Raw genomic sequence first — 16,009 nt, forward strand, 5'->3', positions numbered from 1 at the left:
GGTCTGAAGGGGACGCAGGTCGCCCTCCGCCCGGACGAGCTCCTCCACCCGGGTCACGCCCAGCGCGCGGATGAGCTCGTCTTCGAGATCCGCCGCGCAGACGAAGATCCGTTGCCGTGCTGTGTCGGATTCCTCCGCGCTGACCTGCTCCAAGCCGCGGTCGTAGTAGCCACGCTCCGCCTCGTCGCACAGCCCCGTGAGACGAAGGCCCAGGCCGGACGGCCCGAGGAGGCGGGCGAAGCGCCCGACACTCATGGCGCCACCGATCGACAGGACACAGACTCCTTCGGCCGCCAGGTTCCGGCCGCGGCGTGCGGCCAGCGCGCTGACCGCCGCGACATCACTCGGCCCTTCGAGCAGGACGGCCGCCCGGACGGGCAGCCGCGCGGCCAGCTCGCGCGCCCGGTCGCCGGGCGCACCGGCCGCCCACGCGATGACCGCTTCTCGGAACGCCCCCATGTCTGCCATGAGAGAAGTCTGCGCCCTTTCCCGCCGCCACGGTAGGGAAATACCACCGGCGCGCCACTCGCCGGTGAGCGGTCCGGTCCGACGGTGCGGACGAACGGCGCCGCCCGCTCAGGCCGGACCGGCAGTGCTGCCGCGTACGACGAGACGGGGCGGGAGGACGACCTCGCGGGGCTCGGTGCGGCCCTGGTCGAGGCGTTCGACGGCCGCGGCCACCGACTGCCGCGCCTGCTCCGGCGCGTTCTGGCTGACGGTGGTCAGGTCGAAGCAACTGAGCCGGGAGAGGGTGTCGTCGTCGTAACCGGCCACCGACACCTCGCCCGGGACGGCGATGCCGGCGCGCGAGAGGGCGGCCAGAACACCGATGGCGCACTGGTCGTTGAAGGCCACGACCGCGGTGGGCAGCTCGCCGCTGTCCAGGAGGTGGCGAACGGCGCGCTCACCGGCCGCTTCGGTGTGGTCGCCGGGCAGGATCCGGATATCCGCACCGAGGCCGTGGCGGCGCATGGCCGTACGGTAGCCACGGCGCCGGTCGGTGGCGATGGCGCCCTTGCCCCCGTCGACGTAGACGATCTCGCGGTGGCCGAGGCCGACCAGATGGTCGACGGTCCGGCTCACACCGTCGTGGTCGGCGGTGCGGACGACATCCAGCTCGGCGTCGGCGATCCGGCGGCCGACGGCGATCACGGGTGCCTTGCGGTCGAGGGCGGCGAGCGTGTCGGCGGGGGCGGTCGGGCCGAGCAGGATCAGGGCCGCACTGCGGAAGGCCAGCAGGGTTTCGACGGCGGTGTGCTCGTCGCGGGTGCGGGTCTGCGTGCTGAGGACGAGGTCGTAGCCGACCTCCTCGGCGGCCGTGTGCAGGTGCTCGACCAGTTCGGCGTGGAAGGGGCTGCGGATGTCGACCATCACGCCGAGCAGCCGGGTACGCCTGCTGGCCAGCAGGCTGGCGGTGCGGTCCGCCTGGTAGCCGAGGTCGGCGGCTGCCTTCAGGACACGCTGCCGCGTGCGTTCGCTGGGGCCGGGCACGCCACGCAGGACCAGGGACACCGACGCCGTGGACAGCCCCACCCGGGCGGCCACGTCCTCCAGCCGGGGACGCTTGTCCATGCCGCTCCGGTGGCGCCCTGAACCGACGTCATCCACTGGTACCTCCCGCGGCCATCTCCTCGCGCAACACCCTTTGCCCCCCAGGAGACACGTCGATACTACCAGGATCTTAAAGCGGTTTAAGTCGACTACTCGAGGAGCGCCGACAACCTATTGACATGACATTTGCGCCCGGGCATCGTACTGCGCAAGCCGCCCTTAAAGCGCTTTAAGAAGCACCGTCCCGGAGTCCTACCCTCACCGTGAAAGGGGGCACCTCCATGCCCACCCACCCCAGCTCCGGCAAGCCCGTCTCCGTGGCGGTGATCGGGGCCGGAATGGCCGGCCGCACCCACGCCGCGGGCTACCGCAATGTGAACACCGTCTACGGCGCCGGGCTGCCGCCGGTCCGCCTGGCCGCGATCGCCGACGCCAATATCGGGCTCGGTGAGGACGCCGCCCGCCGCTACGGGTACGAGAAGGCGCTTCCGAGCTGGGAGGCCGTCGTCGAGGACCCGTCGATCGACGCCGTCAGCATCGTCGTCGGCAACGATCTGCACCGGCCGATCGCGGAGGCGCTCGTCGCCGCGGGCAAACACGTGCTGTGCGAGAAGCCGCTGGCCGGCTCGCTCGCGGACGCCCGTGCGATGGCCGAGGTCGAGCGCACCGCCGATGTCGTGACCGCCGTCGGATACACCTTCCGGCGCTCCCCCGCCATCGCCGCGATCCGTGACCATGTCCGGGGTGGCGAGCTGGGCGACCTCAGCCTGTTCAGCGGCCGGTACTGGTGCGACTACGCGACCGACCCGAACGGGCCGCTGAGCTGGCGGTTCAAGGGCGGCCCCGGCTCCGGCGCGCTCGGGGACGTCGGCGCGCATGTCATCGATGTCGCCGAGTATGTCGCCGGGCCCATCGTCTCGGTCTCGGGTGCCTCGCTGTCGACGCAGATCCCCGAGCGGCCGCTGCCGCTGGGCGCGGTCGTCGGGCACAACGCCGCGCCCGTCTCGGATGAGGTGGGCCCGGTCGAGAACGAGGACACGGCGTCCTTCACCGCGCGCTTCGAGTCCGGTCTCGTGGGCACCTTCTCGCTGTCGCGCACCGCCTTCGGCCTGCCCAACGGGCTCGCCTTCGATGTCGTGGGGCTGGGCGGCCGGGCCGCGTTCGACCAGCACCGGCCGGCCGAGTACCTCTTCGACGACGCACAGCCGGAGGCCCGCACACGCGGCGCGCGCCACATCATCGCCGGTCCGCAACTGCCGTACTTCGCGGGCGGCTACCCGATGGAGGCGCCGGGCGTGGGCGGCGGCAACGCCGAGATGTTCACCTACCAGGCCCGGGCCTTCCTCGACCAGGTGGCGGGGGTCGCCGAACCACTGCCCGCATGCGCCACGTTCGCCGACGCGCTGCGAACCATGGAAATCATCCAGGCGGTCGTCGCATCCTCCCGCGACGGTGGCGCGGTCGCCACGGTTCCGCCCCGCGCCTGACCCACCACACCGAAGGAGAAAGCAATGGCCCTCAAGCTCGGCGCCTACACCGCCTGTCTGCACGACCGGACCCTCACCGAGGCCCTCGATGTGCTGCGGTCCAACGGGCTGACCTCGGTGGAGGTCAACACCGGTGGTTTCATCCCCGCCCCGCACTGCCCGGTCGACCTGCTGTTGTCCTCGGCCACCGCGCGCGAGGAGTATCTGGCGACGTTCGCCGACCGCGGGATGGAGCTGACCGGGCTCAACTGCAATGGCAACCCGCTCAACCCGCTCCCGGGGGTCGGGCCCAAGCACGCCGAGGATCTGCGGCGCACCATCCGGCTCGCGGGCCTGCTCGGTGTGCGGCACGTCGTGACCATGTCCGGCACCCCCGGCTCGGACCCCGGCGCCAGGTACCCCTCCTGGGTCGTGAACCCGTGGGACGGCGTCTACATGGACGTGCTGGACTACCAGTGGGGTGTGGCCGTCGAGTTCTGGACGGAGATGGACGCCCTGGCCCGCGAGAACGACGTCCGGGTGGCCATCGAGATGCACCCGCACAACGTGGTGTTCTCCCCCGTCACGCTCAAGCGGCTCATCGACGAGACGGGCGCCACCAACCTCGGCGCCGAGATGGACCCGTCGCATCTGATGTGGCAGGGCATGGACATCGTCGCCGCCATCAAGTGGCTGGGCCCGCTGGTGTTCCACGCCGCCGCCAAGGACGCCATGCTCTGCCCCGGCGCCGACATCCGCGGCGTACTGGACACCTCGTTCACCCGGGTACCGGCCGACGATCCCGGCAAGGTGCCCACCGGTTACGGATTCTGGTGCAACGCCTGGCCCAAGGACCCCGCCTGGAAGTTCGTCGCCGTCGGCATCGGACACGACGTGGCCTACTGGACGGAGTTCCTGCGCGCCCTCGCCGAAGTCGATCCCGAAATGGCCGTCAACATCGAGCACGAGGACGCCGCGTACTCCCAGACCGAGGGGCTCGCCCTGGCCGCCAGGAACCTGAACCAGGCCGCGGCCGAACTCTGACCGACTACCGACATGTGGGCCGGGGCCCCGGGCCACGCGGCACCCCCCCACCAATCGCGACGGAGGACAGCGGTGAAACTCGCCCTGGATCCACAGATGTTCTACGCGACACACTCCGTGCTGGAGCTGCCCGATGTGGTCGCGCGCATGGGCTACTCCTGGATGGAGCTCTCGCCCAAGGCCGATTTCGTTCCCTTCTTCGGCCACCCGCGCGCCGACGATGCCACCGTCGCCAAGCTGCGCAAACGCGCCGCCGACGCCGGGGTGGGCATCGCCTCGGTGCTGCCGGTGCTGCGCTGGTCCGGCCCCGGGGAGGAGGAGCGGCAGGCCGCCGTCCGGGCCTGGAGGCGGGCCATCCAGATGACCGTGGATCTGGGCGTCGACACGATGAACTCCGAGTTCAACGGCCGTCCCGAGGCGGCGGAGTTCGCCGAGAGCCGGTTTCTGCGCTCGATGGACGAGCTGATCCCGGTCTTCGAGCGCGAGGGCCTGAAGCTGGTGCTCGAACCGCACCCCGACGACTTCATCGAGGACGGCCACGCCGCGGTGGACCTGGTACGGGGGCTCAACCGGGACTGGATCTCGTTCCTCTACTGCACCCCGCACACGTTCCACCAGGGCGACGACGCCACCGGCATCATCACCCACGCCGGCGAGAAGGTCACCTATGTACATCTGGCCGACACGCTCGACCACACCGCCTCGAACGGGCTGCGTTACATCGTCAACCCGCCCGGATCGCCCGCCCGGGTGCACCAGCACGCCGAAATCGGCCGTGGCGAGGTCGACTTCGACGAGGTGTTCGCCGCGCTCGCCCCGGTCGGCTTCGACGGCGTGGTGTCCTCGTGCGTGTTCGGCTGGGAGGAGCAGGCCGCCGAGATCAGCGTCCGCCAGCGGGAGAAGGCCACCACCCTGATCGAGAAGTACTTCGGCGCCGGCACACTCGGCGGCGGCTGACCCCGCGGGGCAGGTCAGGGCCCGACGCCTGAAGGCAGGAATGAGGGCGGGGCTGAAGGCACGGATGCCGCCGCGCGCCGCGAGTTCACCGAGTCGATCGTGCCGCTCTTCGGCTCGGCATACGAGAACGAGACACGTGGCTGGTGGATCGACTCCCATGACCTGCTGAGGGTCTCACGCGAGGCCGAGGCCGACGGTCTGGAGATCCTGGGGTCGGTGCATATGCATCCCGACTGGCATCGCATAGGCCCGCCCGAGGAGCGGAAACTCATCCTCAGCGAGCGCCCCACCCCGATGGATCAGCACGTTTTCGGCAACACCGGCTGGCCCGTCAACCTCATCTGCTATCTGGAACGCCGCGGCGACGTCATGTACCACGCCCTGGCCGCCTGGGCGCCGCCCTCACCCGAGAACCCTCATCAGCCGTGCGCCGAACTGCCGCTGCGGATACGGACCAACGCCGTGCTGGCGGTGTGAGGCCGATGACCCCGACCGACCGGTCGCTCCCCCGGCTTCCGAGAACCGAAGGAATCGCCCATGTCTGACGCGCCCACCCCGGACCGGCCCAAACTGCGGCATCTGGCCATCGTCGCCCGTGACCCCGAGAAGCTCGCCGAGTTCTACAGCGAGATCTTCGGCATGGAGCTCTTCCACCGGGACCCCGATGGCAGTTGCTTCCTCTCCGACGGGTATCTCAGCCTCGCCCTGATCAAGCATCAACTCGACGGCGACACCCCCGTGGGCATGAACCACTTCGCATTCCATGTCGCCGACACATCCGAGACATCCGCCGCTCTGGTCGCCGCCGGAGCCGATGAGCCCGCCGAGCGCTTCACCAACCGTCCCTTCGCCGAGTATCGGGCCATGGACCCGGAGGGCAACTGGTTCGACCTGTCTGCGCACGGCTTCGGCGGTCCCCGCCCGGCCGCCGGAGCGGACAAGGAGTAACGGGGGCGAGGGGGCCGGGATCCGCTCCTGTCTCCCTCCTCCGCCGGCCGTACGGACACCCGTGAAATGGCTGCGAACGGCCCCTGCGCGCTGGTGGGATGGCTCCCATGGAAATCACTGCGCCGGATTGGTACCACTGCGGTGACGGGGCCACGGGGGGTGAGTCGGTCGGATGCACGGGTATCAGGATCGGCGGATTCGAGCGGTGTCTCGGGCACCTCGGTCAAGAGGAACGCCGCGCCTACCTCGCGACCCTGACACCCGGGGACGACATCGACGCGCGAGGCACCGAGATCAGCGGTGAACTGCTGGACGAACTGCTGGACGCGCTGTGCCGGCCCGGCGAGGAGCGGCCGCGCTTCGGACGGGCCCGGTTCGACAAGGCCGTCTTCACCGGGGCCGCCCACTTCAACATGGTGTGCTTCGAGAAGGGGGCGTGGTTCACGGAGGCGACGTTCCGGCAGGACGCCGTGTTCGCCGGCGTGATGTTCGGTTCGGCCGCACGGTTCGACCGGGCCGAATTCCATGGGCTCGCCAACTTCGACGAGGTGCGGTGCACGACCGGCGGCACCACCCTGGCCGGGCACCTCGCCTTCCGCGGTGCGTCGTTCGCGACCGGGCCCTGGTTCATGGGGGCTCACGGCGTCCGGCTGCTGGATCTCAGAGAGAGCCACATCACCAAGCCGACGGTCGCCCAAGTCGTCGCCGAGTACGTCGATTTCACCGGCGCCTGGTTCGAGGCGCCGGTCACCCTGAAGGCCAGTGGCGCCTTCATCGACCTCACACACGCCCGTCTCGCCGAGCCATGCACCCTGACGTCGATGGAACACCATGTGGCGCGCTCCGGTCTCCCCGCCTACCCGACCGCGCCCGACCGGCGCCCCTCGGTCACCTCGCTCTCCGGTGTCGACGCGTCCATGCTGCTCCTCTTCGACGTCGACCTGTCACGGTGTGTCTTCACGGGAACCCATCACCTCGACCAACTACAGATCGAGGGCTCCTGCGTCTTCGCCGAACCGCCCCGCGGCCCGCGCTGGACCCGACGGCATGTCATCGTCGAAGAGGCGTGGTGGAGGGGCTGGCAGACCCCGGGACCGGCCCCGTACCCGGCCGCCCTCGCCGATACCTACCGGCAACTGCGCAAGGCCCGCGAGGACGCCCGCGACGAACCGGGGGCCGCCGACTTCTACTACGGCGAGATGGAGATGCGCCGCCACAGCCGTACGTGGAGTGAGGCGGACCGCTGGCTGCTCCAGGCGTACTGGCTGCTGTCCGGCTACGGACTGCGCGCCTCACGCGCGCTCGGCTGGCTCGCGGCCTCGATGTTCCTCACCGTGGTGCTGCTGACAGGCTTCGGCCTGCCCCAGGGTTCCCCGCAGCAGGAGGCGACGGCCACGGTGCCGCCCCCGGGTGGCAAGGTCACCTTCGAGATCGACCAGGTGGACCCGCGGAACCCCACCGGGGACCGGTTCACCGGCCAACGCGTGGACAAGGCGCTGGAGGTGACACTCAACTCGGCCGTGTTCCGCTCCGGCGGCCAGGACCTGACCGTAGCAGGCGGGTACATCGAGATGGCGTCCCGCTTCTCGGAGCCGGTCCTCCTCGGCCTCGCCGCCCTCGCGATCCGTGGCCGCATGAAGCGATGAGGCCCCGGACGTCCGTCCCGGCACCGCCACGGCCCGGCCACCGGGCCGGCCACCCGCCTTCAGGTGACCAGCGGCCGCCGCCAGGCAGGTCTCGAGCCGGGCGACGCTGGCCGGCACCCGGCTCGTGTCGACCCGGCAGCAGTACGGCCTGGAGCAAGACGGCACCGCGCACCCCGCTCCAGGCCACCGGGAACCTCTGCCGGGCGCCGTAGCGCGGCGTGCGCTGGTCCGGGCGGCGGTCGAGGGCGCGGATGAGGTACGGCACCACTGCGGTCGCGCAACCGCCTGCGGAGCTGTTCAAACGGGGCTTGCAGACCCATGGCCGCACCGATCTCGAACTCGCCTCCGCGCTGCGCGACTTGAAGGCCGTCGACTGAGCGATCAGGAGGCGTACGGACGATCGCCACCGTCGCACGATCCGATGGCGGCGGGCGCCCGGATCAGCGCGGGCCTGTTCGTCGTACCGGCTGAGGCATTCAGCGGCAGGTCGGCCATCTTTCGGGTTGCGGGCCCGTGGGTGGGAATCCGTTTCGCGGCTGTGCCGGCCGATGGCCGGTTGACTCTGCGCGAGAGGGAGACCAGTCGCGTCTCCGGAGCGCTTCTTGTGAGGGCGGCCACGTTGATGAACAGGCGGAACGTACTGCGGGCGGGCACTGTGGGGGTTCTGGGCGCGGAGGTGGCGGGCCTGTCGTCCTCGCCCGCCGCTGCCGCGCCATCCACCGAAGTGGCGGATCGGGTCAGCGAACGGGACTGGGAGCTGCTGGCTCAGGCGCTCTCATCGCGTTCCACGCTCTATCGGCCGGGAGATTCCGGCTACCCACCGCTGGCGCTTCCGTTCAACCACCGCTACGCCGGGATCTGCCCCGCGGGAATCGTGGCATGCGCGACGACCAGGGATGTCCGTACGGCGGTCCGCTGGGCCCGCGCGGTGGGGCTGCCCGCCGTGCCCCGTTCCGGGCCGGGCCACAACTACGCCGGGTACTCCGCCACCACCGGTCTGCTGCTCAACATGGCCCGTATGAAGAGCATCGTCTCCACCCCGCTGCCCGGTGCCCGCTCCCGGACCCGGACGTACGGACGGATGCGAGTCGTTCACGACGCGGGCACCCTCACCGTGGGGGCCGGGGTCACCAACGCCGACCTGCACCCGATGCTGGAGGACCGCGGCATGTTCGTGCCGACCGGCCGGTGCCCCACGGTCGGGGTGGCCGGACTGGTGCTCGGCGGCGGTATCGGCTTCAGCGACAAGATGTTCGGCCTGACCTGTGACCGGCTGGTCTCGACAACCGTGGTGCTCGCCGACGGCCGCGTGGTGGAGGCCGGTCAGGACTCGCACCCCGACCTGTTCTGGGCCTGTCGCGGCGGGGCCGGGAACAACTTCGGCGTCAACACCTCCTTTACGTTCCAGTACGAGCGGTTCCAGGGCGACGTGGGCTTCTACGAGCTGCGCTGGAGCCTGGACTCGGCGGTGCCGGTGATCGACGCCGCGCAACAGATCGCCGTGCACACCCTGGACGACAAGCGGTTCCATCTCCGCGTCGGCATGGGGACCCACGGGGTCACCAGGGACCAGATCCACGCCAACGCGGGCGTCAACGCCATCGGCCAGTACTACGGTGACCTCGCGGAGTTGCGCGCCATCCTGGCTCCGCTGCTCGCCATCGGCACGGCGCAGGAGCGCGCCCGCAACGCGGCGTCCGTCCGCGAGGTCACTCCGGGTCAGGCGAGCGCGCTGCTGAGCGCCACCACGCCGGTACAGCAGTTCGGTGCCAAGTCGGCGGTTCTGACCTCCCGGACGCTCCTGACCGACGAGCAGATCGGTGCCGCCGCCGAAAAGCTGCTGGACTGGCCGGGCAGCGACAACGAGGACGGCGCCGGATTCGCCATGTTCGCCCTCGGCGGCGAGATCAACCAAGTGCCGCCGGACGCGACGGCGTTCGTGCACCGAAACGGGGTGTTCATCCTCGCCGCGGAGACCTCCTGGGCGGATTACGATCCGCCACGCGTGGCCACGGCGAATCTTCAGTGGCTCGGTGAGTTCTACCAGAGCATGTTCGGTGAAACGCCTCCGCCGCAGTCCTATCAGAATTTCCCGGATCCGACATTGAAGGACTGGCGGCGGGCATATTACGGCGCGAATTACGACCGGCTGGTCCGAGTGAATCGGACGTACGATCCGACCAATTTCTTCAGCTATCCGCAAGGCATCGGAACCTGACCTTCGCGCACCGACGCCGCCGCGCCGGTGCGCGGCGGACTCATAGCCGTCCAAAGCGGGGGGCGGGGCACCGCTTCGCGGCAACGGCGGCCGGGTACCGTGCCGCGGATCGGGGTTGATCTTCTCGCGGACCCGGTCGTACCAGGTCAGCGGTCCGGCGCAGGGCGATGGGGCCGACCGGTGACTCCTCGGCCACCTCCCGGGCCAGCGCCCGCACCAGGTCGTTGAGGTGGTAGCGGCCGGGGCTCGGGGAGGTCAGCAGCCGGGCGTCGACCAGCCGTTCCAGGGCGTCCTGCGCCTGGTGGACCCGGCAATTCAGCATGATCGCCACCGGCTCGGGGGTGACCTCGGCGGTGCCCAGAAGGCCCAGAGCGCGGAAGGCGGCGTCGGGGACCGGCCCCGCCGATGGATCGAGGTGGGTGGACTGGGCGCGCAGAGCGGCGTACTCGGACCGCAGACCGGCGCGTACGGTGAGATCGCCGACACGTAACTCGTCCAATAATCGACCGGACGAGGTGAGCCGTTCGGCCATGTCGCCGAGCGACCACTGCTCCCGGGCCAGGCAGCGCGCGCCGGCTATGCGGATCGCCAGCGGCAGCCCGGCACAGACGGAGGCGATCCGCCGGGCCGCGAACGGCTCGTCCCGCACGCGCTGATGGCCGACGACGCCGCCCAGCAGTTCCAGTGACGCGTGCTCGGGGAGCGGGCTCACCGTGCAGGTGCTCGCCCCCTCCAGATCCGCGAGGTGGTTACGGCTGGTGATGATCAGCCGACTGCCGCCGCTCCCCGGGATCAGGTCGCGGACCTGGGCGGCGTCGAGGGCATCGTCGAGGACGACGAGCATCCTGCGGTCGGCGATCAATGACCGGTACAGGGCTGCCCGTTCGGCCAGACCCTGCGGAACGGCCGATCGGGGCAGCCCCAGATCCGTCAGGAACCGGGCCAGTACGTCGGCGGAGGAGGCCGGCTGCTCGTCGGCGCCGCGCAGTTCGGCGAAGAGCTGGCCGTCCTCGAAGGTGTCCCGCAAGCCGTGGGCCAGGTGCAGGGCCAGTGCGCTCTTGCCGACGCCGGACCCGCCGGTGAGGGCCACGATCGCGGCGCCACCCGGGTCCGACACGGGGGTGCACAGCAGGGAACGGAGTGCCGCGGACTCATCGGCCGGTCCGACGAAGGTGGTGGGAGCCACCGGTAACTGCGCCGGCCGTGGCCGGTTCCCGGAGAGCCGGACAACGCTCATGCGCTTCGTGGCGGACGGCTGCGGCTCGTCGTCGCTCAGCACCCGCTGCTGCATGTGTCTCAGCTCGGGCCCGGGCTCGGCGCCCAACTGGTCGATCAGCAGGGCGCGAGTGCGCCGGAAGACCTCGAGTGCCTCGGCCTGCTGCCCCGAGCGGGCCAGGGCCAGCATCAGGCGGGCCGCCATCGGCTCGTCCAGCGGGCTTTGGAGGACCAGCCGCCACAGTTCGGGAAGCATTCTGTTGTGCTGACCGAGATCCAGCGCGACGTCGATCCGCTTGGCGAGAGTCTGCCTGTGCAGCTCCTGAAGGTGCCGCACCTCGACCTCGCACAGGGTGAACGAGGGGATGTCCAGCAGTGGTTGGTCCCGCCACAGCGACAGTGCCAGGTGCAGTTCATCGGCGCCGGTGGACAGGTCGCCGGAGGCGATGGCGGATTCGCCGGCACGGCGGTGCGCGGCGAACCGGCCGAGATCGCTTTCGTGTTCGTCCAGTTCGATGAGATATCCCGGGGAACGGGTCACAATCCGCCGGCCCACCTCGTGGCCGAGCACCTGTCTGAGCCGCATCACATAGGTCCGCAGGGTGGCGCAGGCGCTGGACGGCGGCAATCCGTCCCACAGAAAGTGGGAAAGGCGGTCGATGGAGACGACACGGTTGGCGTTGAGCAACAGCGCGGCGAGGAGAATGCGCTGCCGCGGTGCGGGAACGGTCAACTGACGACCCTCGAAGTTGATGATGAGAGGACCGAGAAGCGCGAAGTCCACAACCACCTCATTCGGACGCCGAGTAGACCTCACCACGCTCTGTACAACGTGGTAACAATGAGGCTAAACCACGACTCGGACAAAAACACCGGAAAAAAACCTAGTGTCCTGAGTCGGGGATTTCAGCCGTAGACGGACGAGGTGAGGGCCCGCAGGGGAACTCGGCGATGTCTGCCGAGGAGCGCCGAGGTGAGGCGGTAGGCGTCCACGAAGGCCCGGCCGCCGGTGTTCCGTCGCAGAAACGCCTCCATATCCGGCGCATCGGGAGCATCGTCCCTGGCGAGCAGTTTCCCGGCCCGGTCGATGAATTCGCGCAGCAGGTCCATTCGGAATGACTGACCGCTGCCCTTGCCGAGACCCGCGATGAAGTACAGGCGCATGCCGAGGCGGACGGCCTCCGCGGTTCCGTAGTCGCCCAGTTCGTCCGCGAGCCCGGCCACGGTGTGCCGGTGGTCGACTCCATGGCGGCTGGAGCGCACGATGCCGTCCAGCGGCACTCTGCTCAGGCAGATGCGATGCGTTTCGGCGCCCAGCGCGCCGAAGATCTTCTGGAGGAGGATGTAGTCCTCGGTCAGCTCGCGGTCGTGAACGAGCACGATCTCGTCGTACCGCTCCAGCATCGGCACCAGGTCACGCAGGGCGCAGCCCAGATAGTTGGGGTGGCCGCCGGCCGAGGTGACCGGGCGCAGGGGCAGACCCTGGGCGGTGGCATCGAGGTAGACGGGGCCTCCGTCGCGGCGGGCGTCCAGACACAGACCGCGCTTGGCGAGATACTCGACCACCTCCTCGAGCCCCATCCTGGGCGGCGTGGTCCGGGTGATGCCCGGGTCGTACAGCCCCAGCCAGTCATAGTGGCCGTGCCAGATCTCCAGGACGCGTCGGCTCACCGGATGCGTCCACCCGATCTCCTCGACCGCGCGGACGTAGGGCTGGAGCGCTTCGTCCGGTGGCGGCGAGGGCTGTGCCTGAAAGGCCGTGTAGAGACGGCCGACGTCGTCCTCCGCGCACCGGGACGGGTCGATGTCGGGGCAGCCGCGGTCCAGGTACTCCCAGAAGCCCGCGGTCTGACGGGTGATGTTGAAGGCGGTGTGGCTGTAGAGGTAGTCGGCATCGGCCAGCAGTCGGGTGGCGCGGTACATGACGTCCACCCACAGCAGTCCCTTGACATGGCTGAGGCCCAGTGCCTTGGTAGGGGTCACGGTGACCGGGGCGATCAGTACCCTGGGCCGTCGCGGGGGATCGCCCACCAGTGCCGGGCCGGTGGTGTCGTGCGGCCCGGCAGTGGTTCGTCGAGGCGTGTCCATGCTCACTTCCGCACGCCGTTGACCAGGAACACCCGCTCGACGTCGGGGACATGGCGCGGATGGACCGGGTCGGCCCACCGTCCGTAGTGCGCGGCTTCCTCACCCGGCTGCACCACTTCGGCCTCGATGCCGTACTCGGTGAAGAGCGCTTCCGGCTCGTTGTGCCCGGACAGCCAGGGACAGCCCAGGCGTTCGAAGACCTCGAGCAGCGGCACGACGGCGGGGGCGGTGAGGGTGGTGGCGCTGACCAGGTCCGCGGCTATCCGGCTGCCGGGGGCGATCAGGTCCGCGACACGGGAGACAAGCTGCCGGGTCTGGTCCTCGGTGAGGTAGTACAGCAGCCCTTCGAGCAACCACAGGGAGGGCGCATCCGGACGATAGCCGGCCGCGAGGAGGGCGTCCGTCCAGTCCGGGCCGAGCAGGTCGACGCCGACCAGACGCCTGGTGACCCCCGGGTGCACCGGCTCGTCGCCGAGAACCGACTCCTTGGCCTCCAGGACGCCCGGACGGTCCAGTTCGAAGAACTCGACCGGCCGGGGCCAGGGCAGCCGGAAGGCGCGGGTGTCCATGCCCGCGGCCACCATCACCACCTGGGGATACGCATTGTCCTTCACCTGGGTGAGCAGAAGGTCGTCGAAGTAGCGGGTCCGGATCGCGTTGAAGTCGAAGGTGCTCGGCACCTTCTGTCCGGGCTCGGCACGATGGGGCCGGGTCGCCTCGGCGACCTGGCCGAGCAGATCGCCCCCGATGGCGCCCACGAGCCGGGCCGCGAAGGGATCCTCGTAGAGCCGGTCCGGTCGCTCGGTCTCCTTGGCCCGCAGGGCCGCCGTCAGCAGGGACGTCCGGGCGATCGCGTCAAATCGTGCCACGTGAGTGCTCCTTACAGGAGGGGAAGGAAAGAGGGCCGGGCGCCTCAGCCGCCGATCAGGCGCTGCCAGGCGGAGTCGTCGTTCTGGAAGACCCGGTCCTTGACCTGGGCCGGGCGGGTTCCGGCGGCGACCCTGTGCTGCCAGTCGCGGGCGAAGGTGTCCGACGCCACGCGGTGGATCTCGGGGGCGCCCAGCCGGCCCGTCCCACGCGCCGACCGGTAGCCCGGGGCGGCGTCGCTCAGCGCCGCGTCGACCGCCCGTCCCAGGGCCGCGGTCTCCCGGCCCGACCAGGGAAGGAACGGTTCCAGGGCGAAGGCGTACCGCGGCGCCTCGGCGTCCTGCGCCGGGTCCGCGCCCGCCGGATCCCCGCCGGTCCGCGTCCCATCCGCGCCGACCACCCGGCAGGTGGCGTTGCGCACGTCCAGCCCGGTGGAGGCGAGCGCGGTGCGCAGGGCGGTCACCACATGGGACTCGCGCAGCCGCTCGCCGACGGCGTCCGAGAGGGTGCGCCGGCCGGCGTACTCGACCCGCGGGATGTCCCCGACCCGGTCGACCACCCGCACCACATCACCGAGCGCGTACCGGTAGAGGCCGCCGACGTGGCTGATGACGGCGTGATACTCACGGCCGGTCTCGAGCTCGTGGAAGAGCTGGGTGGCGGAGTCGGGCCGGAGGTCCTCGTCGGCGTCCACGAACTCCAGCAGCCCGCCGGTGATCGCCGGTGATCCGGCCGTCAGATGGCGGTCCAGCGCTACGGCCACGAAGCCTTCCGACGCCGCCACCGGGGCGGGCAGCGCGGTGACCCGGGGGCCGAACGCCTCCCGCAGCCGTGGCAGATAGAGCGAGGCCAGACCGGTGGTCCAGCAGAACAGCAGTTGCATCCGGGGCCAGACGTGGGTGGGCAGCAGCCCTCCCGCGCGTTCCGCCGACCGTTCCAGCAGACGGGCGCGGCCGGGGTCGGGGGTGCCGCCGGGATGCCCGTCGATCGTGCCGTCGTGCAGGTCCTTGACCAACCGGGGCCACCACTGGACGAGTTGGTACGGCAACGCGGCGACCATGGCCGGGTTGATACCGATGACGCACCGCACATCGTGCTCGATCGCGGCGCGCAGCCGCACATAGCTGCGCTGGAGGTGGTCCGCGGGGTCCACGAAGTCCGGCAGGGTCCCCCAGGGCGCCCGGCTGCCGGGCTCGGCCGCGAGGGGTTCGCCGAACGCCTGGCCGAAGTCGACCTGGCTGGCGCCCAGATGCGGCTGCCCGGAGCGGGTCGCGCCGATGGCGGGGGCCGGGTCGTGCTTGAGGTTGAGCGTGGCGTCCGCCCGTTGCACGGCTTCCGGGAAGTGCTCGACGAAGTTGGCCCACGCCGCGTAGTAGAAGGGGAAGAAGGACGTGCGCATGAACTGCCGGGTGATCGGGATCTGTTTGCTCTCCCCGGTGCTGCCGCTGCTCTTGAAGAAGACCACGGCGGGATCCGCGCTGAGCACGTTCTGCCGTCCGGCGGCGGCCGACTCGATCCAGGGGGCGAGCGACGCGTAGTCGGCGATGGGGACCGCCGCGCGGTAGGCGTCCACGCTGCCGCAGCGGGCGAAGCCGTGTGCCTTCCCGAACTCGGTGTGCGGCGGCTTCCCCTCGGGATGCGCGAGTGTGCAGTTCTGCCGACCCCGCGTGCGATTGGTGGAGTTGTCCCGGCAGAGGACCGCGAGCGCGTGGACGAACTCCGTAGGCACCTGACCGCGGGGGAACTCGTCCTGGTGCTCCAGCCACCCGACATTGACCGCCGGGACGCCCTGGGGCACCCCGATGCCGGGGGTGTACGCGTAAGGGGATCCATCCTCGTACCGCACCGCGTGTTCCTAATCCGTGTGTAGGGATTCCAGCCGGGCCCCGGCGGGGTGGCTGGTCTTGCTGCTGGATGGGGTCGTGGTGGCCCGCGGGTGCCGGGTGAATCCCTTGTGGTTCCCGGCCCTGGAGGCCTTACGAGAGACCGGCGACAGCCGGTGCCCTCGG

14 protein-coding genes are annotated in these 16,009 nt (G+C 70.3%); 8 read left to right on the top strand and 6 right to left on the bottom strand.

The features are described 5' to 3' along the window. Positions 1-468, bottom strand: a 468-nt coding sequence (locus KN815_RS14955; protein ID WP_216342431.1) for a TOPRIM nucleotidyl transferase/hydrolase domain-containing protein, incomplete at its 3' end; no start/stop codon positions are given. 108 nt (positions 469-576) lie between these two features. Beyond that, entirely contained in the window at positions 577-1,572 is a 996-nt protein-coding gene (locus KN815_RS14960; protein WP_216342432.1) for a LacI family DNA-binding transcriptional regulator, read from the bottom strand. A gap of 260 nt (positions 1,573-1,832) precedes the next feature. Here KN815_RS14960 and KN815_RS14965 point away from each other — a divergent pair, with 260 nt between their 5' ends. The 8 genes from KN815_RS14965 to KN815_RS14995 all read left to right on the top strand — a co-directional run bounded on the left by KN815_RS14965 (position 1,833) and on the right by KN815_RS14995 (position 9,830). Further along, entirely contained in the window at positions 1,833-3,038 is a 1,206-nt protein-coding gene (locus KN815_RS14965) for a Gfo/Idh/MocA family protein (protein ID WP_216342433.1), read from the top strand. A 24-nt stretch (positions 3,039-3,062) separates the two neighbouring features. After that, positions 3,063-4,061, top strand: coding sequence for a sugar phosphate isomerase/epimerase family protein (locus tag KN815_RS14970; protein ID WP_216342434.1), 999 nt, complete (start codon positions 3,063-3,065; stop codon positions 4,059-4,061). Positions 4,062-4,133: 72 nt separating this feature from the next. Next, positions 4,134-5,018: a sugar phosphate isomerase/epimerase family protein gene (locus KN815_RS14975; protein ID WP_216342435.1), complete on the top strand. Its 885-nt coding sequence runs from the start codon at positions 4,134-4,136 to the stop codon at positions 5,016-5,018. Positions 5,019-5,117: 99 nt separating this feature from the next. Then, positions 5,118-5,495 carry an MPN domain-containing protein gene (locus tag KN815_RS14980; protein ID WP_253208979.1) on the top strand — a complete coding sequence of 126 codons (378 nt, stop codon included), beginning with the start codon at positions 5,118-5,120 and terminating at the stop codon, positions 5,493-5,495. Positions 5,496-5,555: 60 nt separating this feature from the next. Beyond that, positions 5,556-5,966 carry a VOC family protein gene (locus KN815_RS14985; protein ID WP_253208980.1) on the top strand — a complete coding sequence of 137 codons (411 nt, stop codon included), beginning with the start codon at positions 5,556-5,558 and terminating at the stop codon, positions 5,964-5,966. Positions 5,967-6,073: 107 nt separating this feature from the next. Next, complete coding sequence (locus KN815_RS14990) at positions 6,074-7,612, top strand: pentapeptide repeat-containing protein (RefSeq protein ID WP_216342436.1); 1,539 nt, start codon at positions 6,074-6,076, stop codon at positions 7,610-7,612. 251 nt (positions 7,613-7,863) lie between these two features. Further along, entirely contained in the window at positions 7,864-7,989 is a 126-nt protein-coding gene (locus KN815_RS51525; RefSeq protein ID WP_301184581.1) for a hypothetical protein, read from the top strand. Between the two features lie 245 nt (positions 7,990-8,234). Then, positions 8,235-9,830 carry an FAD-binding oxidoreductase gene (locus tag KN815_RS14995; protein WP_216342437.1) on the top strand — a complete coding sequence of 532 codons (1,596 nt, stop codon included), beginning with the start codon at positions 8,235-8,237 and terminating at the stop codon, positions 9,828-9,830. Between the two features lie 40 nt (positions 9,831-9,870). Here KN815_RS14995 and KN815_RS15000 read toward each other — a convergent pair whose 3' ends face one another. The 4 genes from KN815_RS15000 to KN815_RS15015 all read right to left on the bottom strand — a co-directional run bounded on the left by KN815_RS15000 (position 9,871) and on the right by KN815_RS15015 (position 15,846). Next, positions 9,871-11,829: an AfsR/SARP family transcriptional regulator gene (locus KN815_RS15000; protein ID WP_216342438.1), complete on the bottom strand. Its 1,959-nt coding sequence runs from the start codon at positions 11,827-11,829 to the stop codon at positions 9,871-9,873. A 122-nt stretch (positions 11,830-11,951) separates the two neighbouring features. Continuing rightward, the gene (locus KN815_RS15005; RefSeq protein ID WP_253208981.1) at positions 11,952-13,133 is read right to left on the bottom strand and encodes a hypothetical protein; all 1,182 of its coding nucleotides are present in this window, start codon (positions 13,131-13,133) and stop codon (positions 11,952-11,954) included. Positions 13,134-13,135: 2 nt separating this feature from the next. After that, positions 13,136-14,002, bottom strand: a complete 867-nt coding sequence (locus tag KN815_RS15010; protein WP_216342439.1) for a class I SAM-dependent methyltransferase — start codon at positions 14,000-14,002, stop codon at positions 13,136-13,138. Between the two features lie 44 nt (positions 14,003-14,046). Beyond that, positions 14,047-15,846 (bottom strand): GH3 family acyl-acid amido synthetase, encoded by a 1,800-nt coding sequence (locus tag KN815_RS15015; protein ID WP_253208982.1) that lies wholly within the window; start codon positions 15,844-15,846, stop codon positions 14,047-14,049. Between the last annotated feature and the right edge of the window lie 163 nt (positions 15,847-16,009).

This window comes from Streptomyces niphimycinicus (assembly GCF_018883605.1).
Taxonomy (GTDB): domain Bacteria; phylum Actinomycetota; class Actinomycetes; order Streptomycetales; family Streptomycetaceae; genus Streptomyces; species Streptomyces niphimycinicus.